Genomic DNA, 20,910 nt, shown 5'->3' on the forward strand with positions numbered 1-20,910 from the left:
TCGCTGTGGGAGCGGATTTACCCGCGAAGAGGCCGGCGCAGGCGATATTGATTCATTGCCCGTAGTGGATGCTGTTCACGTACCAGGTTGCTTGACCGGTGGGGGTATTCACCAGCACTTCGTCGCCCTCCTCCTTCTTGAGCAGGGCCCGGGCCATCGGCGAGTCGATCGAGATATAGTCGTTACGGCCATAGATCTCGTCATACCCGACAATACGAAACTTCTTGGTCTCGCCGTCATCGTTTTCGATTTCGACCCAGGCACCGAAGAAGACCTTGCCTTCCTGCTGCGGCGAGTAGGCGACCACCTTCACATCCTCGAGGCGCTTGCGCAGATAGCGGACCCGACGGTCGATTTCGCGCAGCAACTTCTTGTTGTACTGGTAGTCGGCGTTCTCGCTGCGATCGCCGAGCGAAGCGGCCCAGGCCACTTTCTGGGTGATTTCCGGGCGGTACACCCGCCACAGATGGTCCAGCTCCTTCTTGAGGGCCTCGCGACCTTCCGTGGTGATGATGTTGGTGCTCAACGGCGCGCTCCTCAGCGTCGGGTAATCAGGCCCTGGCGCGCGATGCGGGTCAGCTGGCCAATCACTTCGGCCGCGTCCTCGCGGGTTGGCGCCTGGATCACCGCCAGGTCGAAGCGATCGTTGCCGAACTGCTCCAGGCGGCATGCGTCTTCGGCGAACTGGATGAGAAAAGCGCGGGCCTGCCCCTTGCGGCGCGACAAGCCTTCAAGTTGGCGCAAGAGCGTTGGTTGATGCTGGCCACCGAGCAGAATGCGCGGTGTACGGGAAGCCTGGCCGGCAGGCAACGGGCTCAAACAGACACTGGTACGTGGACAACTCATGGAGTTTCTCTCCGCCTCGCGAATCCCGCTGGGCAGCGGTGGGAGGCGTCACCGAACCAGCGCTTTAGCGGTATTTCGGACGACCCGGAAAGCGTGCCAGTCCCGCGCCCCGCAAGTAGCTGTTTAAATCGGCGCAGGCGGTATGCTAGAGCGACCAGCCGCAAGCTGCAAGCCCCACGCTGAAATGCGTTCGGCTGGCGCTTGGTCAACGACTGACAACACGTTCCAGCGCCGTGCGTTCGCGGCTGAACGCCAGGAAGTACTTGTTGACGCTGTTGACGAAATTGACCGGCCCCATGCCGACCTGCTCCATGGCGATGCGCTCGGTCTGGAAGAACCATTGGTTACCATTGAGGCCGCGCTTGCGGGCCTCGGCGCGCATGGCCTGGACCCGCTCCGGGCCGAGGTTGTAGGCCGCCAGCACAAACGCCATGCGCTCGCGCTCGTTGATCTGCGGGCTGGCGAAGAACTTGCGGCGGATCAGCGCCAGGTAGCGCGCACTGGCCTGGACATTGCCATCGACCGAGCCAGTGTCGCTGACCCCCACCCGTTGCGCAGCCGACGGGGTGATCTGCATCAGGCCGTGCGCCCCGCCGCTGCCGCGTGCCGCAGGGTTCAGGGTGGATTCCTTGAAGGCCAGGGCCGCCAGGTTCAGCCAGTCGATCTGCTGCGCCTCGGCATGCTTCTGCAATACCGGGCGCAGTGAGTTCAGGCGCTGCCGGTCTTTGCCAGCCAACGGGTTGTGTACCCGGTACTGGCGTCGGTAGATGCGTTCGAAGGCCGCATCCTGGTTTTCCGGCGCATGATACCCCTGGAGAAAGCGATCAACCGTGGCCAACAGCATCGTCGCATCACGCCGCACATACCACCGCATGGCCTGCGCCTGCCCCAGTTGCACGCGGGTGTCCAGGCGCAGGTTCGGCATGACCCTGGCCCAGCGCTGGGCGATCGGGCGCTCCACCATGGTCAACGGATAGATGCCGGCCTGGACCATCTCCAGCACGTCTTCCACCGCCAACGTCGCATCAACCCATTCGATCTTGATCGGCGCCCGTTTACGCAGAGCCAGCTGCTGATTGAGCTGCTGTATCACCGCCCCTGCCGCGCTGGCGCTGGTCAATGCCACCGTACGGCCGGAGAGCTGTTCGGCGCGGGTATAGCTGCGCTCCCCCTTGCGCCCGACCAGCAGCAGCGGCACCTGGTCGAGCACTGGCGCACTGCTGTTGACCCCGCCGGTCAGGGCCGGGTCGAGCAGCTCGCCTGGTGCGGCCAGGTCACCTTCACCGCGCTGCAGGGCACCCAGCAGCTGCTCCTTGGCCCGTGGAATGATCTTCAGGCTGATCTGCTGGCCATCACCGGCCCGGGCATTGAGGTAATGCTCGAGGCCACGCAGGCGGTAATACTCGATACCCACCGGTTCACCCTTGATCTCACCGGAGCTGTTGCGGCTCTGGTTGACCAGCACCCGCAGCACCTTGGTGCTGCGGATCTGCTGCAAGTCTCGGGCACTGTTCACCGGCACGTGCTGCTGTGGCCCTGGCAGCCGTGCGTAGGCCGGACCGACCGCGGTCAGCCCGAGCATCAGCATCAGGGTCAGCAGGTATCGCAGCATGCGAAATCGTGTCCGTGGTCGGTGGGCAGCAGCCATGGCGGAACGTGCGGTCGTAAGAAATGACGCTAGAAGACCACGACAACTGCCTGAAGTTCTTGGTTTTTTCCGAATATCACGCTTTTTGCTATGCTGGCCGCCCCGCGGCACGAGGTAGCACCATGCAACTGATCGATATCGGCGTCAACCTGACCAACAGCAGTTTTCACGACCAGCAGGCCGCCATCGTCGAGCGCGCCATCGAAGCCGGCGTGCTACAAATGGTCCTGACCGGCACCAGCCTGGAGGTCAGCGAGCAGGCGCTGGAGCTGTGTCAGCAGCTCGATGGCGACGGCCAGCACCTGTTCGCCACGGCTGGCGTGCACCCACACGATGCCAAGTCATGGGATGGCGACAGCGAGCGGAATCTGCGCCAGCTGCTGGCTGAATCCCGGGTGCGGGCCGTGGGTGAATGCGGGCTGGATTTCAACCGTGACTTCTCCCCTCGCCCGCTCCAGGAAAAGGCCCTGGAAGCCCAGCTGGCCCTGGCGGCGGAACTGCGCTTGCCGGTGTTTCTGCATGAGCGCGATGCCAGCGAGCGCCTGCTGGCCATCCTCAAGGATTACCGCGACCACCTACCGGCTGCCGTGGTGCATTGCTTTACCGGCGCGCGCGAAGCCTTGTTCGCCTACCTGGACATGGACCTGCACATCGGCATCACCGGCTGGATCTGCGACGAGCGTCGCGGCACCCACCTGCATCCGCTGGTGGGCAACATCGCCGAAGGCCGGCTGATGCTGGAGAGCGACGCGCCCTACCTGCTACCACGCAGCCTGCGGCCAAAGCCGAAAAACGGCCGCAATGAGCCGGCATTCCTCACCGAGGTGTTGCGTGAAGTGGCGCTGCATCGCAACGAGCGCATCGAGCACTGCGCCCAACACACCACTGCCACGGCCAAAGCCTTCTTCCAGCTTCCTTGACGCATGTCATGAACGTTTCTCGAGTGCGCGGGCACAATGATGGCACCTTGCCAATAATGTTTCCGCTCAACTCAGAGAAGACCTGCCCATGGGTGCCTGGCTTAGCAATATTTCCCTGAAGTACAAATTCTGGGCCGTCAACGCGGTGGCCTTTGTCACGACATTGCTGCTGGTGCTCTATGCGGTGCACCTTGAGCAACGCGCCCGTGCCGAGGCTGCGCAAGCCCAGGCGCAAGCCCAGGCCGAACTGCTGGCGGCCTGGCCTACCGGTCAGGCCCTGCCGCGCCAAGCCAACCTGATCACCTGGCAGCCCGGGCAGACCCCGTCTTATGCGGGTGAAGGCCTCGAAGCCCTGACCACTGCCCAAGGCTGGGTAGCCTTGCCGGCGGCCTGGATCCTCGGCGACAACCCGCTGCGCGGCGCTCAGGTGCTGCGCCATGGTTCGCAGCAACTGGCCGTACTGGCCGTAGCGCCAAGCCTTCGCCAGGTGTTCTTAGACCGCTTCAGCAACTACGCCTTCTGCGTGCTTATCCTCATGCTCGCGATGCTCGGCGCATCGCAGCTGCTGATCCGCTTCCTGCTCAGCCAGCTCAACACCCTCAAGGACGTGATGCTGCACGTGGAAAAGACCGGCGACCTGTCGGCCCGCGTGCCGCTGGCCTGTGGCGACGAAGTCGGCCAGATGGCCGGTGCCTTCAATGCCATGCAGGCCACCTACCACCGTGTGGTCAGCACCGTCGCCCAGACCGCGGCGCAGCTGGATTCCGGTGCCGCGCGCCTGGCCGCAAGCATGAGCGAAGTGCGCCATGGCATGCTCGGCCAACAGAGTGAGACCGACCAGGCGGCCACGGCAATCAATGAAATGTCGGCCACTGTGCACCACATTGCCCAGCATGCAGGCGCCACCCGTGACTTGTCGCAGACCGCCGACACCCTGGCCGGCAGTGGCAAGGACGTGGTCAGCCGGGTGCAGGACTCGATCTCCGGGCTCTCCAGTGGCGTTCAGCAAACCGCCGAGATGATTCGTCAGCTCGCCGACGACAGCCAGAAGATCAACAGCGTGGTCGGGGTCATTCACAGTATCGCCGAGCAGACCAACCTGCTGGCACTCAACGCCGCCATCGAAGCCGCCCGCGCAGGTGACCTGGGCCGCGGATTTGCCGTGGTTGCCGACGAGGTGCGCAACCTGGCCAAGCGCGTGCAGACCTCCACTGACGAAATCACCCGCATGGTCGCCGACCTGCAGGCTGGCACCCGTGACGCCGTGGAGTTCATGCAGGAGAGTTCGTACAAGGCCGACGACTGCGTCCGCCAGGCGCAGGAGGCTGGCGCGGCGTTGGCCGAAATTACCGGCGCGGTTGCCCGGATGCGCGAGAGCAATACACAGATTGCCGTCGCTGCGGAGCAGCAAAGCCAAGTGGCCGAAGAGATGAACCGCGCGGTGGTGAGCATCCGCGATGTCACCGAAGAGACCGTGCAGCAGACCGTCGACTCGGCCACCACCAGCAGCCACCTGGCGACCCTGGCCGGTGAGCTGAGCAAGGCCATTGGCCAGCTCAAGCTATAGTCGCCATAGCCAGCCTCGATTGGCCCCGTAACCGGGGCCACACTAAGCTTTGGGCATGCCTGCAAGAAAAAGCGCGAGGAGCTGCCCATGAGCAAACGACTGCCCAACCTGCACGCCTGGCAATGGCGTGGCTACCACCACAATCACCGGCACCCGACCAATCTGGTGTTGCACCTGATTGCCGTGCCGCTGTTCATCCTCGGTGCGCTACTGGTGTTGTCAGGCCTGTTCGGCCTGGACCTGGGCCAGATCGCCGTCGGCGTCATAGCCGTGTTTGCCGGCCTGGGCCTGCAGCGCCAAGGGCATCGCCTGGAAGCCGAGCAGTCTGAACCGTTCGCCAATCGCAAGGACGCGGTGCAGCGGCTGCTGACCGAGCAGTTCGTCACCTTTCCACGCTTCGTGCTCAGCGGCGCCTGGTGGAGAGCCTGGCGCGAGCGGCACAAGCACCGGCACTGATGATCAGGCGAACACCGTGACCGTCTGCCGGCTCAGCGCCAGCAACTCCCCTTCGGCACTCCACAACGCTGCCGCCGCGTGGCCGTAGCCATCGCGCGCATGTTCGGTCTCGACACGGTAATAGCACCAGTCCAGCGTTGACAGTTTCGCCGTCGGCTGGATGAATTCGATGGTCCAGGTCAAGGTACTGCCCGCGGCTGGTTGCTTGAGAAACGGCATCAGGCTCGGTGGCCAGGCGTCCACCAGCGCCAACAGGTGCGCCTCGTTGATCTGCTCTTCAGCAACATCGCGCAGGCGCACCCAGCCGCCCATGTGGCGCGACGCGTTGCCACTGAACGGCAGGCCTCCGACCGTCCAGCGCAACGCAACATGGCGCATGAACTCCGGAGTGACGCCCTTGATGTAGGGTAACTCCGGAGCCGCTTGCTCGAGCGGTGTCATCGCCACGGCGGGCGCAGCGGCAACATTGATCACCGACGGTCGGCCCGCACCAAAATTGCCCTGCACCAGCGTCACCACCTGGCCATTCTGAATGGCGCGGCCCAGCAAGGTGCTGACTGCCTTGCCCTCACGCAGCACTTCTACCTCGAAACGGATGGGCACATCCGCTGCCGCCGGGCTGACGAAGCAGATGGCCAGCGAACGCACCGGGCGATCATCGGCGAGCTTCAGACGCATACGCTCATAAACCATGGCCGCCATCAGGCCGCCGAACACGGCACGCCCCTGGGCCCAGCTGGGCGGAATGCTGAGCGCCTCGGGGTTTTCCCGCACCGCGTCGAGCAATTGGTTGAAATTCATCGGCCGGCTCCTGCCTACAGCGAAAGGTTTGCCAATACTAGCCAGCAAACGCCGACCGATCAGCCCGCATATCGGTCATTTGCCGGGCTAACGTCGCTTGAGCGAGGCCTGCAGCGCATCGAGGGTGAGGTCGGCGTTGCGTTCTGCGTCGCGCAGTTGCCGCTCCCAGCTTTCCTTGCATGGCGCCAGGTCCGGGTGATCCTTGGCTTGCAGCAACCACTGCAGGCGGTCATGCCAATCACCCAGATTGCCCTGGGCCTTCTTCAACAGACGCTGCAGCTTCTTGCCGGCATGGTCGAGCTGCGGATAAGCCTCGTCGCCGTACCGTACCCGCTTGATCAGCAGGCGCAAACGATGGCGATCATGGCCGGGGTCCTGCAGGGCTTCATGCAGCTTGTGCCATTGCTTGACCAGGCGCTTGTCGACCCGCTTGACCAGCGACTTGGCCAGCCCCTCGCGCTCCGCTGCCCGCAGAAACAGCGGGAACACATCGACTATCGCCAGCACCCGGGTCAGCTGCGGGCTGGCGGCAACACTGGCGAATGCACTGTCCCACCTTGCCAGGCGCCGTTGCCCGGCTTCGGCATGGCCGCACCCGATGAGCTCGGCAGCCAGCACCTCTCGATCCCGCAGGGGCGTGGTCAGCGCCCCCAACGACCGCGCCGCCTCCTCCAGCTGCTCCACTCCTGGCAGCCCCCGCAGCGGCCGCAACAGGCTGCGCAGGCGCCGCAGGCTGGTCCGCAAGTCGTGCAGCGCCTCGCTGTCAGTATTGGCAGCCAGGCGCTCACGGCAGGCCAGCAGACGCACCTGCAAGGTCAGCAACTGGGCAACGATATGATCGAGCATGGCTGACATGTGACACTCCTTGATCAACGCCCGGCGCGCGACTCACGAATGTAGAAGCGGGCCTTCTCGGACTTGTGGGTGCACCCTTCGTACCCCTCGAACTGCTGCTGCGTCTTGGCACCCGTCAGCAACGACAGCGCCTTGGAATAGCTGACAGTGCCGGCGAAGCCCTCGGCCTTGGCCAGGTCCAGCTCCTTCCAGGCGGCATCGAGCTGAGTCGCGCAGCTTTCGCGGTAGGCCGTCTTGCCCGCGCAGCCTGCAAGGGCCAGGGCAATCAGTGGAAGGCAGATCCAGGCTTTCATCGGTAGTACCTCAAAGGTCAAAAAACAGTGGCTGTTCGACGCCTGTGCAACTGAAAAGTGCCCGGCTCGATATGCTTTGCTTAGCGTAGTTCAGCGCCGTCTGGATTGAAGCACAGGCAGCGATGAGTGCATTGTAGAACCATGGTGGCACAAGCCGGGGATCGCTCATGAGCAAACGCGTGGCATTGGTGTTGGGATCGGGAGGCGCTCGTGGGTATGCCCATATCGGCGTTATCGAGGAAATCGAACGGCGCGGCTACGACATCGCCTGCATTGCTGGCTGCTCCATGGGCGCAGTGATTGGCGGTATCTACGCGGCAGGCAAACTGGAGGAATACCGCAACTGGATCGAAAGCCTGGACTACCTGGACGTACTGCGCCTGGTCGATGTCAGTTTCCGCCTTGGCGCCATCCGCGGTGACAAGGTGTTCGGCCAGATCCGCAAGATCGTCGGCGACATGAACATCGAGCAGCTGCGCATCCCTTATACGGCAGTGGCGGCCGACCTGACCAACCAGCAGGAAATCTGGTTCCAGGAAGGCTGCCTGCATCAGGCCATGCGTGCCTCGGCGGCGATACCGAGCCTTTTCACCCCGGTGATGCAGGGCAATCGCATGCTGGTCGACGGTGGCATTCTCAACCCTCTGCCGATCGTACCGGTGGTGTCCAGCCACTGTGACTTGATCATCGCGGTCAACCTTAACGCGACCAACCAGAAGCAATACCAGCTGCCGGTGATCGAGCGGCCGGCAGCTTTCAAGATGCGCTTCGATGCCCTGCTCAGCTCACTGGGCTCGCGCCTGCCGTTTCGGCGCAAGCCTGCCGAAGAGCTGATTCGCATCGAGCAGGAGATCGTCGCCGAAGGGCTGGCACCGCCCAACCCGTGGCTGGCCGACACGGCCGCCCCCGAGGCCCAGCAACCCGCCGCAGCGCCCGAGGGTGAAGGCGCGCCCAAGTCAGCAACCGGCTCGTTCATCATCGACAACGTCGGGCCGGCCTCGCTGCTCGACCTGATCAACCAGAGCTTCGAGGTGATGCAGACGTCACTGGCGCAGTACAAGATCGCCGGGTATCCGCCGGATGTGCTGATCAACGTGCCAAAGCGGGTGTGCCGCTTCTTCGAGTTCTACAAGGCGCCGGAACTCATTGCGCTGGGGCGGGAGATTGCGCGGGATACGCTGGACAACTATGAGGGAGTCAAGCGCTAGGCCTTGAGTCGCCTTTGCGGGCCTCTTCGCGGACAAGCCCCACAGGTACGGCACAGCTTTCAAGAGCGGTGCCGTACCTGTGGGGCTTGCCCGCGAAAGGGCCGGTACAGGACGACAGAAAAGAAACAGGCCGCACAAGGCGGCCTGTTTTGTCATGCAACCATCACTCAGTAACGGGTGATGTCGGCAGTGCCTTCCAGTTGCTTGCGGTAGGCTGCAAAGTCTTGCTGCCCTGCACGCGATGCGAGGTAGCGGCGGATCTGCTGCTTCTCGTCATCGCTGGCGGCGGCACCTTCGTTGACGCCCTTGAGCTGCAGCACGACCAGGCTGCCGTCGGCCAGGACCACGCTGCCGTACACCGGCTTGTCCTTGGCTTGCGGCTTGGCCAGGCGGAACAGCGCCTGCAGCTCGGCCGGATCGATACCGTCCTGACCACGGGTCACTGCTTCGTGAGCCTTCCACTGCTGACCGTCGTGCGCACCAGCAGCAGCGATGGAACCGTCACGCAGGCCGGCAATCAGCTTGTCCGCCTTGGCCTTGAGTTCGGCAGTTGCCTTCTCCTTGGCCAGGTGTTCGCTGATGTTCTTGGCCACGGCTTCCAGCGGCAGTTGCTCCGGCTTGCGGTGTTCCTTGACGCGCAGCACGACGGTGGTTTCCGGGTCGAGTTCGATGGCGGTGCTGTTGGCACCTTCATCCATCACCTCTTCGGAGAACGCCGCCTGAATCACGCCACGGTTGGCGGTGATGCCCTCGCCGCCTTCGCGGCCGAACGGCGCGGAAGTCTGCACCTTGAGGTTCAGGTCCTGAGCCGGCTGGGCCAGGTCGGAAGCCTCGTAGGCAGCATCCTGCAGCTGCTTGCTGGCGTCGACGTAACGCTGCTCGACCAGAGGGGTCTTCAAGTCGCGGGTCAGCTTGTCCTTCAGGCTGGCGAAACTCGGTATTTCCGGCGCTTGCTTGCCCAGCAGCTTGATCAGGTGGTAGCCGAACTCGGTACGTACCGGGGCCGATACCTGACCGTCGTTGAGCTTGTACAGCGCGTCTTCGAAGGCCGGGTCATACACGCCTGGGCCTGCGAAGCCGAGATCACCGCCATTGCTGGCAGAACCTGGGTCCTGGGAGAACTCCTTGGCCAGCTTGGCGAAGTCTTCGCCCTTGGCCAGGCGCTGTTCGATCTCTTCGGCCTTGGCCTTGGCCTGGGCGTCGGTGACCTTGTCGTTGACCTCGATGAGGATATGCGCGGCACGACGCTGTTCGGCGAGGTTGGCAACTTCCTTCTCGTACTGGGCCTTGAGCTCGTCGTCGGTGACCTTGACCTGGTCGAAGAACGCCGACTTCTTCAGCTCGATGTAGTCGATGACCACCTGGTCAGGGGTCATGAACTCTTTGGCGTGCTGGTCGTAATGCGCCTTGACCTCGCCATCGCTTACCTTGACTGCGGCCGGGTCGGCCTTGAAGGTCAGGGAAGCGAAATCGCGGGTCTGGTTTTCCAAACGGGCAAAGGCGTCAACCTGCTGGTCGGTGACGAAGCTGCTGCCAGCGATACCGGTACGCAGCTGGCCGATCAGCATCTCTTCCGCGAGCATGTCGCGGAACTGCATGCGGCCATAACCCAGCTGGCGGATAACCTGATCGAAACGATCGGCACTGAACTTGCCATCGACCTGAAATTCCGGCGTCTGCAAAATCACCTGGTCCAGCGCGGCCTCAGAGAAGGCGAACTTGGCGTCTTTGGCACCCTGCAGCAGCAGTTTGCGATCGATCAGACCTTTGAGCGCAGCGTCGCGCAGGCGCTTGTCATCCAGCACCGCTGGGTCGAAATCCTTGCCCAACTGTTGCATCAGCTGACGGCGCTGCATGTCGGCAGCCTGGCTCAGCTCATTCTGGCTGATGGTGTCGCCGTTCACCTTAGCCGCGTCCTGGCTGTGGGTGGCGGCCTTGAAAATGGCTTCGAAACCGGTCAACGCCATCAACACGACGATGAGGCCGATGATGGTCTTGGCAATCCAACCTTGTGAATTGTCCCTGATATTTTGCAGCATGCGTCCCCCAGAAACGGCTGTACCACTGCGTCGACAACCGCGGAGCGTGGGTAGAATCCTGATAAAAGAAAGGCGCATCCGAGGATGCGCCTTTTCTTAGCAAACGTGTCAGGCGGGAACGTTTGCGGCCCGCCATCAGCGTGCTCGGACCTGGCCAAGCCGGGCCCGGCTGAAAGAGACGACTTAGTTGACGGCGTCTTTCAGGCCTTTGCCAGCCTTGAAGCCTGGAACCTTGGCAGCTGCGATCTTGATCGCCTTGCCGGTTTGCGGGTTGCGGCCGGTGCGCTCGGCGCGCTCTTTGACCGAGAAGGTACCGAAGCCAACCAGAACGACGTCGTCGCCTGCTTTCAGGGCGCCAGTTACGGAGTCGATCACAGCGTCCAGAGCTTTGCCGGCGGCAGCCTTGGAAATGTCAGCCGATACAGCGATAGCGTCAATCAGTTCCGACTTGTTCACTCTAAGTCCCCTTATTTCTCTATTGAGTTTGTTTCTAAGTATGTAATGAAAAGCTTATGAAACGTGCGCCGGGTGGCAGCTTGACAATAGCGTGCCGCTTTATAGCAAGGCCCCGAAAAAACTGTCAAGGAAAGCCCCCCGGCCAAAAACTACTAATGCGTGCTAATTCTTTCCTTGGCATCGCCGTCGCGTTTGTCATCTTTCGCGACAATCTCCGGAGCCACATCTGGCAAGGGCTCCGGGGCGTATTGCAGCGCAATTTGGAGGACTTCGTCAATCCATTTGACCGGTTTGATCTGCAGATCCTGTTTGATATTTTCCGGAATTTCCTTCAGATCGCGAACATTTTCCTCAGGAATGATCACCGTCTTGATCCCGCCACGGTGTGCAGCCAGCAGTTTTTCCTTCAAACCGCCGATGGCCAATACCTGACCACGCAGGGTGATTTCACCGGTCATTGCCACGTCGGCACGCACCGGAATCTGCGTCAGCGCCGACACCAGCGCGGTACACATGCCGATACCCGCGCTCGGGCCGTCCTTCGGCGTGGCGCCCTCGGGCATGTGGATATGCACGTCGTGCTTCTCGTGGAAATCGGCGGCAATACCCAGGCTGCGGGCACGGCTGCGGACCACGGTTTGCGCGGCAGTGATCGACTCGACCATGACATCGCCCAGCGAGCCGGTCTTGATCAGCTGGCCCTTGCCGGGGATCACCACCGACTCGATGGTCAGCAATTCGCCGCCCACCTGGGTCCAGGCAAGGCCGGTGACCTGACCGATCTGGTCCTGCTGCTCGGCCAGGCCGTAGCGGAACTTGCGAACGCCGAGCAGGTGCTCGAGCTGCTCACCGGTGACCTTGACCTTGACCTGCTTCTGCCCGGTATGTTCCTTGACCACCTTGCGGCAGACCTTGGCAATCTGGCGCTCCAGGCCACGCACACCCGCTTCGCGGGTGTAGTAACGGATGATGTCGCGAATCGCCGAGACGTCAATCTCCAGCTCTTCGACCTTCAGGCCGTTGGCCTTGACCTGCTTGGGCGTCAGGTACTTGACCGCGATGTTGATCTTCTCGTCTTCGGTGTAACCCGGCAGGCGGATGACTTCCATCCGGTCCAGCAGCGCCGGCGGAATGTTCATCGAGTTCGAGGTGCACAGGAACATCACGTCCGAGAGGTCGTAGTCGACTTCCAGGTAGTGGTCGTTGAAATTGTGGTTCTGCTCTGGGTCGAGCACTTCCAGCAGCGCCGAGGCCGGGTCGCCACGCATGTCGCTGCCCATCTTGTCGATCTCGTCGAGCAGGAACAGCGGGTTGCGTACACCCACCTTGGTCATCTTCTGGATCAGGCGGCCAGGCATCGAACCGATGTAGGTACGACGGTGCCCCCGAATCTCGGCCTCGTCACGCACGCCGCCCAGGGCCATGCGCACGAACTTGCGGTTGGTCGCGGCAGCGATCGACTCGGCCAGCGAGGTCTTGCCCACGCCAGGCGGGCCGACCAGGCACAGCACCGGGCCGCGGATCTTCTTCACCCGTTTCTGCACGGCGAGGTACTCGAGGATCCGCTCCTTGACCTCTTCCAGGCCATAGTGGTCGGCGTCGAGGATCTCTTCGGCCTTGGCCAGGTCCAGGCGCACCTTGCTCTGGGCCTTCCACGGCACCTGCACGAGCCAGTCGAGGTACGAGCGCACCACGGTGGCCTCGGCGGACATCGGCGACATCTGCTTGAGCTTGTTCAGCTCGGCCTGGGCCTTGGCCAGGGCGTCTTTCGGCAGGCCAGCGCCTTCGATGCGCTTTTTCAGCTCTTCGACTTCGTTATGGCCTTCGTCACCGTCGCCAAGTTCCTTCTGAATGGCCTTCATCTGCTCATTCAGATAGTACTCGCGCTGGCTGCGCTCCATCTGTTTCTTGACCCGGCCGCGGATTCGCTTCTCGACCTGCAGAAGGTCGATTTCGGCATCGAGCAGGGCCAGCACGTGCTCGACTCGGGTCGCCAGGTCGACGATCTCGAGGATTTCCTGCTTTTGCTCGATCTTCAACGCCATGTGCGCGGCCATGGTATCGACCAGGCGACCAGGCTCTTCGATGCTGTTCAGCGACGACAACACTTCGGCGGGCACTTTCTTGCCCAATTGCACGTACTGCTCGAATTGCGAGAGCAGCGTGCGCACGAAGACTTCCGACTCGCGCTCGGCGGCGTCGGTTTCATCGATCAGGGAAACTTCGGCACGGATGTGCCCTTCTACTTCGGTGAAGCGCTCGACCGCACCGCGCTGCTCGCCCTCGACCAACACCTTGACAGTGCCATCGGGCAGCTTCAGCAATTGCAATACGGTAGCGACGGTACCGACCCGATACAGGGCGTCTTCGCCTGGATCGTCATCGGCAGGGTTTTTCTGGGCCAGCAGCAGGATCTGCTTCTCGCCCGTCATCGCCGCCTCAAGGGCTTCGATAGACTTCTCACGCCCCACGAACAGTGGGATGACCATGTGCGGATAGACGACGACATCGCGCAATGGCAAAAGAGGCAAGTCGAGGGTGGTCTTCATGATTTCGCCTCTACAGCGGCCTTATGGCCGGAAACCGGTGGAAATGATGCTTGGACCTAATGTGGGGGCACGCTTGGGAAATTACAAGCGCTTGCATAGGAAAAGCAGAAAGGGGCCCGTAGGCCCCTTCTAGCTTTGCTGCCATCACCCGGTGTACGCCTGGAATCAGGCGTCGGGGGCGGCCTTGGCTTGCGGCTCGCTGTTTTCGTAGATCATCAGCGGCTGCGAGGTGCCTTCGATGACGCTCTCGTCGATCACCACCTTGCTGACATCCTTCTGCGAAGGAATCTCGTACATGGTGTCGAGCAGCACGCCTTCGAGGATCGAACGCAGGCCACGGGCGCCCGTCTTGCGCTCCAGGGCCTTGCGTGCGACGGCCTTGAGGGCGTCGGTGCGGAACTCGAGGTCCACGCTTTCCATCTCGAACAGCTTGGCGTACTGCTTGGTCAGGGCATTCTTCGGCTCGGTGAGAATCTGCATCAGTGCAGCCTCGTCAAGCTCGTCGAGGGTCGCCAGAACCGGCAGGCGACCCACGAACTCGGGGATCAGGCCAAACTTGACCAGATCGTCCGGCTCGACCTCGCGCAGCGATTCGCCGACCTTCTTGCCCTCTTCCTTGCTGCGTACTTCGGCGCCAAAACCGATGCCACCCTTGGTGGAGCGGTTCTGGATGACCTTTTCCAGGCCGGAGAAGGCGCCACCGCAGATGAACAGGATGTTGCGGGTATCAACCTGCAGGAATTCCTGTTGCGGGTGCTTGCGGCCGCCCTGCGGCGGTACCGAAGCAACGGTGCCCTCAATCAGCTTCAGCAGTGCCTGCTGCACGCCTTCACCCGAAACGTCGCGGGTAATGGACGGGTTGTCCGACTTGCGCGAGATCTTGTCGATCTCGTCGATGTAGACAATGCCCATCTGGGCCTTTTCCACGTCGTAGTCGCACTTCTGCAGCAGTTTCTGAATGATGTTCTCGACGTCCTCACCCACATAACCGGCTTCGGTCAGGGTGGTGGCGTCAGCGATGGTGAACGGTACGTTCAACAGTCGCGCAAGGGTTTCGGCGAGCAGGGTCTTGCCCGAGCCAGTAGGCCCGATGAGCAGGATGTTGCTTTTGCCGAGTTCGACTTCGTCGCCCTTCTTGTCACGCTGGTTCAGGCGCTTGTAGTGGTTGTACACCGCTACCGAGAGCACCTTCTTCGCGCGCTCCTGACCGATGACGTACTGGTCCAGGATGCCGCTGATTTCTTTCGGCGAAGGCAATTTGTGCGCGCTGCTCTCGGCCTGGGCTTCCTGCACCTCCTCACGGATGATGTCGTTGCACAGGTCGACGCACTCGTCGCAGATAAATACCGAGGGCCCGGCAATCAGTTTGCGCACTTCGTGCTGGCTTTTGCCGCAGAAGGAGCAATAAAGCAATTTGCCGCTGTCCTCGCCGTTACGGGTGTCAGTCATTCGATCGATCCAATCCGGTAGGCTTGCAACACAAGATGAAGGCAATTGCGGGCTTTTTCAAGTCCGCAGGTAGGCGCTTTGCGCACCTACCTGCCCTGGCACCTGGGTTCAGGAGGCCAGTTGCCGCTTGTCGTATACCGAGTCGATCAGGCCGTACTCGGCCGCGCGCGAGGCGCTCATGAAATTGTCACGCTCGGTGTCGCGCTTGATGGTCTCGAGGTCCTGGCCAGTGTGGTAGGCCAGCAGCTCGTTCAGGCGCGCCTTGATATTGAGGATTTCCTGGGCGTGAATCTCGATATCGGTGGCCTGCCCCTGGAAACCGCCCAGTGGCTGGTGGATCATCACGCGCGAGTTCGGCAGGCAGTGACGCTTGCCCTTGGCTCCTGCGGCCAGCAGGAACGCACCCATGCTGCAGGCCTGGCCGATGCAGATGGTCGAGACGTCTGGCTTGATGAATTGCATGGTGTCGTAGATCGACATGCCAGCAGTCACCGAACCGCCTGGGGAGTTGATGTACAGATGGATATCCTTGTCCGGGTTTTCCGCTTCAAGGAACAGCAGCTGCGCCACAACCAGGTTGGCCATGTAATCCTCTACCGGGCCAACCAGGAAGATCACTCGCTCCTTCAACAGGCGCGAGTAGATGTCGTAGGCACGTTCGCCACGGGCGGACTGCTCGATAACCATCGGGACCAGGCCGCCTGCGGCCTGGATGTCAGAGCTCTGCTGAATATAAGAATTGCGGGACATGTCCTGCGCTCACTCCCAAATAGTCATGGCTTGATAACGCACAAGCCAGCTCGAAGGCTGGCTTGTGGGGGTTTCCTACGAGAGAAGCCTGTTACTCAGCGGCGGCAGGGGCCTGTGCTGGCTTTACGGCATCTTCGTACGAGACCGACTTGTCGGTCACAGTCGCTTTCTGCAGAACAGTATCTACAACTTGTTCTTCCAGCACAACCGAACGAACTTCGTTCAGTTGCTGGTCGTTCTTGTAGTACCAGGAAATGACCTGCTCAGGCTCTTGGTAAGCCGAGGCCATTTCTTCGATCATTTCGCGAACCTTGCCTTCGTCCGGCTTCAGCTCGAACTGCTTGACCACTTCGGCGACGATCAGGCCCAGCACCACGCGGCGCTTGGCTTGCTCTTCGAACAGCTCGGCCGGCAGTTGCTCAGGCTTGATGTTGCCACCGAACTGCTGAACAGCCTGCACGCGCAGACGGTTGACTTCATTTTCCAGCAGGGCCTTTGGCACTTCGATCGGGTTGGCGGCCAGCAGACCGTCCATGACCTGGTTCTTGACCTTGGTCTTGATTGCCTGGCGCAGTTCACGCTCCATATTCTTGCGAACTTCGCTGCGGAAGCCTTCCAGGGTCGACTCTTTGATGCCGAACTGGGCGAAGAACTCTTCGTTCAGCTCTGGCAGCACAGGCGCCGAGACGCTGTTGACGGTGATGGTGAACTCGGCGGCCTTGCCAGCCAGGTCCAGGTTCTGGTAGTCCTCAGGGAAGGTCACGTTGACAACGCGCTCTTCACCCGCCTTGGCGCCAACCAGGCCGTCTTCGAAGCCAGGGATCATGCGGCCGGAACCGAGTACCAGCTGAGTGCCTTTGGCGGAACCGCCAGCGAACACTTCACCGTCGACCTTGCCGACGAAATCGATGTTGACCTGGTCGTCGTTCTGCGCAGCGCGCTCGACAGCCTCGAAACGGGTATTCTGCTTGCGCAGCACTTCCAGCATGTTGTCCAGGTCGGCGTCAGCCACTTCGGCGCTCAGGCGCTCGACGTTGATCGACTCGAAGCCGGCAACGGTGAACTCCGGGAATACTTCGAAGACAGCAACGAATTCCAGGTCCTTGCCCTTCTCGAAGGACTTCGGCTCGACGGCCGGAGCGCCAGCAGGGTTCAGCTTCTGCTCGACGATGGCTTCGTAGAACGAAGCCTGGACCAGGTCACCGAAGGCCTCTTGACGGGCATCGGCTTCGAAACGCTGACGGATCACGCTCATCGGCACCTTGCCTGGGCGGAAGCCCGCGACCTTGGCGCGCTTGGCAGTCTGTTGCAGACGCTTGTTGACTTCGTTCTCGACGCGCTCGGCCGGAACGGCGATGGTCATGCGGCGCTCGAGAGCGGAAGTGTTTTCAACAGAAACTTGCATGGATATTCCTCGTTGCACAGACGTTAGCCGGCGATAGCCCGACTCCAGAATCAAGGGCGAACATTCTAGTGAGTCACGCACCAGAAGTCACCCCACCCGGGACGACGGGAAGCCACGCCGGTCGATTAACTTGCATGGCCCGCACGGTAAAGTGCCGAGCCTCTTTATATAGAAGGCCGCATACCAGCCAACGCCGGCACACAACCGAAATACCTTGTCAAACATCCACCAGCTTGAGAGCGACCCGTTTATTCAGGATCAATCTCGTTGAACTGGCAGTACTCCTCCCACTCCATGCCCAACGCCTCGGCCACTTCGCGATGGGTCTCCAGGCGCATGGCCTGCAGTTGCTCGGGGCTTTCGGCAATCAGCTGCAACGCCAGCTCCCAAGGCTGAAGGCCCTGCTCATCGGCAGCATCCTCGAATGCCCACTCGATCTGCTGGGCCTGCTCACGCGCATCCAGCTCGCGAATTTCTTCGAGCAGTTGCGGATTGGCTTCGGCAAAGCGCTGCAACGCCATGGCCTGGCGGGCTTCTTTTGCAATCATCAGGGGTATTCCTCTGCCGGCCAAATGGACCGGTGTTTCAACCGGCTGAAATCTAACAGCTTTTATTGGGGTGCCACCAGAGGATTGCAAGGGGGGATTGAGTAATGACTGCGAAGTCCTGCCCTGAAAGTTGTGGCGCCTGCCATATCGAGCGCCGCGCGGGCGGCGCTCGAACCCACAGACGCCAAACCCCTCAAGGCAGGCACCCCGAAAACGACAAAGGCGCCCGATCTCACGATCAAGGCGCCTTCGAAAATATGGGGTGGACGATGGGAATCGAACCCACGACAACTGGAATCACAATCCAGCGCTCTACCAACTGAGCTACGCCCACCATATTGCGGTGTTGCGATACAACCTTACAGAAGCATGGTGCGGACGAAGAGACTCGAACTCTTACAGCTTGCGCCGCTGGAACCTAAATCCAGTGTGTCTACCAATTTCACCACGTCCGCGTAACGCTTAAAAACAAAGGCGCCAGACCATTCAATCAGCGGCGCCTTCGTCGAATATGGGGTGGACGATGGGAATCGAACCCACGACAACCGGAATCACAATCCGGCGCTCTACCAACTGAGCTACGCCCACCATATTGCATTACAGCCTTACTTGCTTGCCCAAGCTGCCTAAATGGCGCACCCGGCAGGACTCGAACCTGCGACCATCCGCTTAGAAGGCGGATGCTCTATCCAGCTGAGCTACGGGCGCTTAAGCTTGAAGCCTAACCGAACAAGCCGTTAACAGATAACTGCCAAACCACTCATTCTGCCCGACCTCGCCAACCAGTGCTAGGCTGTGCCCGACAAGTGCGGCGAATCTTATAGGCGACCCTACAGGTCGTCAACACCTTTCTCGGAAAAATTTAAATTATTTAAGGGGTTAGAGGATTTGCCCGACCACCCGCCTTTGCCCTTGGGCGGACTCGTGCGAGAATGCGCCCTCTTTATTGTTCCTTTCTCGATGGTTAATCACGCGTCTATGACTGCACACCTAATCGATGGCAAGGCGATCGCCGCCAACCTGCGCAAGCAGATCGCTCAACGTGTCGAGGAGCGTCGCCAGCAAGGCCTGCGCACGCCGGGCCTGGCGGTGATCCTGGTCGGCACCGACCCCGCCTCCCAAGTCTATGTCTCGCACAAGCGCAAGGACTGCGAAGAGGTCGGCTTCATCTCCCAGGCATTCGACCTGCCCAGCGAGACTACGCAGCAAGCGCTGACCGAGCTGATCGACCGCCTCAATGACGACCCGGCCGTCGACGGCATCCTGCTGCAACTGCCGCTGCCGGCGCACCTGGACGCCTCGCTGCTGCTCGAACGCATCCGCCCCGACAAAGACGTCGATGGCTTCCACCCTTACAACATCGGCCGCCTGGCCCAGCGTATCCCGCTGCTGCGCCCGTGCACGCCAAAAGGCATCATGACCCTGCTGGAAAGCACCGGGCAGGACCTGTACGGCATGAACGCGGTCATCGTCGGCGCTTCCAACATCGTTGGCCGCCCGATGGCCATGGAACTGCTGCTGGGCGGTTGCACCGTGACTGTCTGCCACCGCTTCACCAAGGATTTGGCCGGCCACGTCGGCCGCGCCGACCTGGTGGTCGTGGCCGCCGGCAAGCCGGGCCTGGTCAAGGGTGAATGGATCAAGGAAGGCGCCATCGTCATCGACGTCGGCATCAACCGCCAGGAAGATGGCAAGCTGGTCGGCGACGTGGTCTACGAGACCGCCCTGCCACGCGCCGGCTGGATCACGCCGGTGCCGGGTGGCGTCGGGCCGATGACCCGCGCCTGCCTGCTGGAGAATACGCTGTATGCGGCGGAAGAACTGCACAAGTAACAGCGCGTGACATGAAGACGGCACCTCTGGCAGGTGCCGTTTTTTTTTGCTTGCGCCACAGCGCAGCCGATTCGGCTGCAGGGGCGCGCAAGATCAGCCGCTCCCGCTGCCAGCATCCCCTGCTTCAGCCAGCATCGCCACGCTCCGCGCCCGACAATATTTCCAGAGACCTCACTGGAAGCGTCGCCGCAAGGAGACCCGTCATGACCCGCTATATCGATGTGCAAGACCTCGCCCGCCTGGTCAACCGCAAAGGCCTGGCCACTTGCCTGGTAGAGATGGCCGAGTACATTCGCCAGGACTACCTGCGCTGGCCGGCCTTCGAGAAGTGCGCCCGGGTGGCCAACCATTCGCCCGACGGGGTGATCGAGCTGATGCCGGTGTCCGATGCGAGCCTTTACGCTTTCAAGTACGTCAACGGCCACCCGAAGAACACCCACCATGGCCTGCCCACGGTGATGGCCTTCGGTACCCTGGCCGATGTCGACACCGGCACCCCCTTGCTGCTCAGCGAGATGACCCTGACCACGGCGATCCGTACCGCCGCCACCTCGGCACTGGCAGCTCGCTACCTGGCGCGGGAGAACAGCCGCTGCATGGCCCTGATCGGCAACGGCTCGCAAAGCGAGTTCCAGGCCATCGCCTTCAATACCCTGTTGGGCATCGACGAGATCCGCCTGTACGACATCGACCCTGCTGCCACGGCCAAGCTGGTGGCGAACCTGGCCGGCCGCCCTGGCCTGAAGTTGAGCGTCGCCAGCTCCGTGACCGAAGCGATCCGCGGTGCCGATATCGTCACCACAGTGACTGCCGACAAGGCCTATGCAACCATCCTCACGCCAGACATGATCGAACCGGGCATGCACCTGAATGCGGTGGGGGGCGACTGCCCGGGCAAGACCGAACTACACCGCGACATCGTCGAACAGGCGCGGGTGATCGTCGAGTACGAACCGCAGAGCCGTGTCGAGGGCGAGATCCAGCAGATGCCTGAAGATTCGCCGGTGGTCGAATTGTGGAAGGTCGTCGCGGGGCTTGTTCAAGGCCGCGAGAACGCAGGGCAAGTGACCCTGTTCGACTCGGTCGGATTTGCCCTGGAAGACTACTCGGCCTTGCGCTACGTGCTGGACACCGCACGTATGCTGGGCATTGGCCAGGACATCGCGCTGGTACCGAAGCTGGAGAACCCGAAGGACTTGTATTCACTGCTGCAGCCGCGCGTGGTTGGCGTACGCGCGATGCGCAAGGAAGATACCGCCTGCGCCTGATCAACCCCGGGGCCGAGCA

Annotated in this window: 19 protein-coding genes and 4 tRNA genes; 6 read left to right on the forward strand and 17 right to left on the reverse strand. The window is 61.7% G+C overall.

Translation table 11 applies throughout. From position 1 onward, the window contains the following. Positions 1-52: 52 nt before the first annotated feature. The 3 genes from greB to ACTORR_RS05105 all read right to left on the reverse strand — a co-directional run bounded on the left by greB (position 53) and on the right by ACTORR_RS05105 (position 2,458). On the reverse strand, positions 53-526 hold the full coding sequence (gene greB / locus ACTORR_RS05095) for a transcription elongation factor GreB (protein ID WP_313364900.1): 474 nt from the start codon (positions 524-526) through the stop codon (positions 53-55). 11 nt (positions 527-537) lie between these two features. Further along, entirely contained in the window at positions 538-846 is a 309-nt protein-coding gene (locus tag ACTORR_RS05100; RefSeq protein ID WP_054883562.1) for a hypothetical protein, read from the reverse strand. A 205-nt stretch (positions 847-1,051) separates the two neighbouring features. Further along, positions 1,052-2,458: a transglycosylase SLT domain-containing protein gene (locus ACTORR_RS05105; protein WP_262108486.1), complete on the reverse strand. Its 1,407-nt coding sequence runs from the start codon at positions 2,456-2,458 to the stop codon at positions 1,052-1,054. A gap of 158 nt (positions 2,459-2,616) precedes the next feature. On the opposite strand from ACTORR_RS05105, the gene ACTORR_RS05110 reads away from it, so the two are divergent. The 3 genes from ACTORR_RS05110 (at position 2,617) to ACTORR_RS05120 (ending at position 5,437) form a co-directional block, all read left to right on the forward strand. Next, positions 2,617-3,414, forward strand: a complete 798-nt coding sequence (locus tag ACTORR_RS05110) for a TatD family hydrolase (RefSeq protein ID WP_099815316.1) — start codon at positions 2,617-2,619, stop codon at positions 3,412-3,414. A gap of 88 nt (positions 3,415-3,502) precedes the next feature. After that, positions 3,503-4,981, forward strand: a complete 1,479-nt coding sequence (locus tag ACTORR_RS05115) for a methyl-accepting chemotaxis protein (RefSeq protein ID WP_313364901.1) — start codon at positions 3,503-3,505, stop codon at positions 4,979-4,981. An 87-nt stretch (positions 4,982-5,068) separates the two neighbouring features. Then, positions 5,069-5,437: an Mpo1-like protein gene (locus ACTORR_RS05120; protein WP_313364902.1), complete on the forward strand. Its 369-nt coding sequence runs from the start codon at positions 5,069-5,071 to the stop codon at positions 5,435-5,437. 3 nt (positions 5,438-5,440) lie between these two features. Here ACTORR_RS05120 and ACTORR_RS05125 read toward each other — a convergent pair whose 3' ends face one another. The 3 genes from ACTORR_RS05125 to ACTORR_RS05135 all read right to left on the reverse strand — a co-directional run bounded on the left by ACTORR_RS05125 (position 5,441) and on the right by ACTORR_RS05135 (position 7,386). Continuing rightward, entirely contained in the window at positions 5,441-6,238 is a 798-nt protein-coding gene (locus ACTORR_RS05125) for an acyl-CoA thioesterase (protein WP_441343571.1), read from the reverse strand. Positions 6,239-6,325: 87 nt separating this feature from the next. Further along, positions 6,326-7,093 (reverse strand): CHAD domain-containing protein, encoded by a 768-nt coding sequence (locus ACTORR_RS05130; protein WP_313364903.1) that lies wholly within the window; start codon positions 7,091-7,093, stop codon positions 6,326-6,328. Between the two features lie 14 nt (positions 7,094-7,107). Then, a complete protein-coding gene (locus tag ACTORR_RS05135) occupies positions 7,108-7,386 on the reverse strand; it encodes a hypothetical protein (protein ID WP_054883555.1) in 279 nt (92 codons plus the stop codon). 167 nt (positions 7,387-7,553) lie between these two features. Here ACTORR_RS05135 and ACTORR_RS05140 point away from each other — a divergent pair, with 167 nt between their 5' ends. Next, positions 7,554-8,594, forward strand: a complete 1,041-nt coding sequence (locus tag ACTORR_RS05140) for a patatin-like phospholipase family protein (RefSeq protein ID WP_099815312.1) — start codon at positions 7,554-7,556, stop codon at positions 8,592-8,594. Between the two features lie 167 nt (positions 8,595-8,761). Here ACTORR_RS05140 and ACTORR_RS05145 read toward each other — a convergent pair whose 3' ends face one another. From ACTORR_RS05145 to ACTORR_RS05195, 11 genes are all read right to left on the reverse strand, one after another. Continuing rightward, positions 8,762-10,633, reverse strand: coding sequence for a SurA N-terminal domain-containing protein (locus ACTORR_RS05145; protein WP_313364904.1), 1,872 nt, complete (start codon positions 10,631-10,633; stop codon positions 8,762-8,764). Positions 10,634-10,816: 183 nt separating this feature from the next. After that, on the reverse strand, positions 10,817-11,089 hold the full coding sequence (hupB, locus tag ACTORR_RS05150; protein ID WP_054883552.1) for a nucleoid-associated protein HU-beta: 273 nt from the start codon (positions 11,087-11,089) through the stop codon (positions 10,817-10,819). 152 nt (positions 11,090-11,241) lie between these two features. Further along, on the reverse strand, positions 11,242-13,638 hold the full coding sequence (gene lon, locus ACTORR_RS05155; protein WP_099815310.1) for an endopeptidase La: 2,397 nt from the start codon (positions 13,636-13,638) through the stop codon (positions 11,242-11,244). 165 nt (positions 13,639-13,803) lie between these two features. Continuing rightward, positions 13,804-15,087: an ATP-dependent Clp protease ATP-binding subunit ClpX gene (gene clpX, locus ACTORR_RS05160; RefSeq protein ID WP_054883550.1), complete on the reverse strand. Its 1,284-nt coding sequence runs from the start codon at positions 15,085-15,087 to the stop codon at positions 13,804-13,806. Positions 15,088-15,195: 108 nt separating this feature from the next. Beyond that, positions 15,196-15,837: an ATP-dependent Clp endopeptidase proteolytic subunit ClpP gene (clpP, locus tag ACTORR_RS05165; protein ID WP_003259400.1), complete on the reverse strand. Its 642-nt coding sequence runs from the start codon at positions 15,835-15,837 to the stop codon at positions 15,196-15,198. Between the two features lie 91 nt (positions 15,838-15,928). Then, positions 15,929-17,242, reverse strand: a complete 1,314-nt coding sequence (gene tig / locus ACTORR_RS05170) for a trigger factor (protein WP_176507439.1) — start codon at positions 17,240-17,242, stop codon at positions 15,929-15,931. A 248-nt stretch (positions 17,243-17,490) separates the two neighbouring features. Next, entirely contained in the window at positions 17,491-17,790 is a 300-nt protein-coding gene (locus ACTORR_RS05175; RefSeq protein ID WP_054883548.1) for a DUF6388 family protein, read from the reverse strand. Between the two features lie 258 nt (positions 17,791-18,048). Beyond that, positions 18,049-18,124, reverse strand: a tRNA-His gene (locus ACTORR_RS05180). Between the two features lie 36 nt (positions 18,125-18,160). Next, positions 18,161-18,245, reverse strand: a tRNA-Leu gene (locus ACTORR_RS05185). A 57-nt stretch (positions 18,246-18,302) separates the two neighbouring features. After that, positions 18,303-18,378, reverse strand: a tRNA-His gene (locus ACTORR_RS05190). A 43-nt stretch (positions 18,379-18,421) separates the two neighbouring features. Then, positions 18,422-18,498 (reverse strand) — tRNA-Arg (locus ACTORR_RS05195). 270 nt (positions 18,499-18,768) lie between these two features. Here ACTORR_RS05195 and folD point away from each other — a divergent pair. After that, the gene (gene folD, locus ACTORR_RS05200; RefSeq protein WP_054883547.1) at positions 18,769-19,623 is read left to right on the forward strand and encodes a bifunctional methylenetetrahydrofolate dehydrogenase/methenyltetrahydrofolate cyclohydrolase FolD; all 855 of its coding nucleotides are present in this window, start codon (positions 18,769-18,771) and stop codon (positions 19,621-19,623) included. Positions 19,624-19,826: 203 nt separating this feature from the next. Further along, positions 19,827-20,891, forward strand: coding sequence for an ornithine cyclodeaminase (locus ACTORR_RS05205; protein ID WP_054883546.1), 1,065 nt, complete (start codon positions 19,827-19,829; stop codon positions 20,889-20,891). Positions 20,892-20,910 lie beyond the last annotated feature (19 nt).

Origin of the sequence: Pseudomonas sp. SAR267, from assembly GCF_052077595.1 — a bacterium.
In the GTDB taxonomy this organism is placed as follows: domain Bacteria; phylum Pseudomonadota; class Gammaproteobacteria; order Pseudomonadales; family Pseudomonadaceae; genus Aquipseudomonas; species Aquipseudomonas vlassakiae.

Bases quoted from the DNA above. Each gene is read 5' to 3' on its own strand.
- tig (WP_176507439.1), bottom strand. From the start codon at position 17,242: ATGCAAGTTTCTGTTGAAAACACTTCCGCTCTCGAGCGCCGCATGACC.
- lon (WP_099815310.1), bottom strand. From the start codon at position 13,638: ATGAAGACCACCCTCGACTTGCCTCTTTTGCCATTGCGCGATGTCGTC.
- ACTORR_RS05175 (WP_054883548.1), bottom strand. From the start codon at position 17,790: ATGATTGCAAAAGAAGCCCGCCAGGCCATGGCGTTGCAGCGCTTTGCC.
- ACTORR_RS05125 (WP_441343571.1), bottom strand. From the start codon at position 6,238: ATGAATTTCAACCAATTGCTCGACGCGGTGCGGGAAAACCCCGAGGCG.
- clpX (WP_054883550.1), bottom strand. From the start codon at position 15,087: ATGACTGACACCCGTAACGGCGAGGACAGCGGCAAATTGCTTTATTGC.
- folD (WP_054883547.1), top strand. From the start codon at position 18,769: ATGACTGCACACCTAATCGATGGCAAGGCGATCGCCGCCAACCTGCGC.
- ACTORR_RS05105 (WP_262108486.1), bottom strand. From the start codon at position 2,458: ATGCTGCGATACCTGCTGACCCTGATGCTGATGCTCGGGCTGACCGCG.
- ACTORR_RS05145 (WP_313364904.1), bottom strand. From the start codon at position 10,633: ATGCTGCAAAATATCAGGGACAATTCACAAGGTTGGATTGCCAAGACC.
- ACTORR_RS05135 (WP_054883555.1), bottom strand. From the start codon at position 7,386: ATGAAAGCCTGGATCTGCCTTCCACTGATTGCCCTGGCCCTTGCAGGC.
- ACTORR_RS05110 (WP_099815316.1), top strand. From the start codon at position 2,617: ATGCAACTGATCGATATCGGCGTCAACCTGACCAACAGCAGTTTTCAC.
- ACTORR_RS05205 (WP_054883546.1), top strand. From the start codon at position 19,827: ATGACCCGCTATATCGATGTGCAAGACCTCGCCCGCCTGGTCAACCGC.
- ACTORR_RS05115 (WP_313364901.1), top strand. From the start codon at position 3,503: ATGGGTGCCTGGCTTAGCAATATTTCCCTGAAGTACAAATTCTGGGCC.
- ACTORR_RS05100 (WP_054883562.1), bottom strand. From the start codon at position 846: ATGAGTTGTCCACGTACCAGTGTCTGTTTGAGCCCGTTGCCTGCCGGC.
- ACTORR_RS05120 (WP_313364902.1), top strand. From the start codon at position 5,069: ATGAGCAAACGACTGCCCAACCTGCACGCCTGGCAATGGCGTGGCTAC.
- ACTORR_RS05140 (WP_099815312.1), top strand. From the start codon at position 7,554: ATGAGCAAACGCGTGGCATTGGTGTTGGGATCGGGAGGCGCTCGTGGG.
- ACTORR_RS05130 (WP_313364903.1), bottom strand. From the start codon at position 7,093: ATGTCAGCCATGCTCGATCATATCGTTGCCCAGTTGCTGACCTTGCAG.
- clpP (WP_003259400.1), bottom strand. From the start codon at position 15,837: ATGTCCCGCAATTCTTATATTCAGCAGAGCTCTGACATCCAGGCCGCA.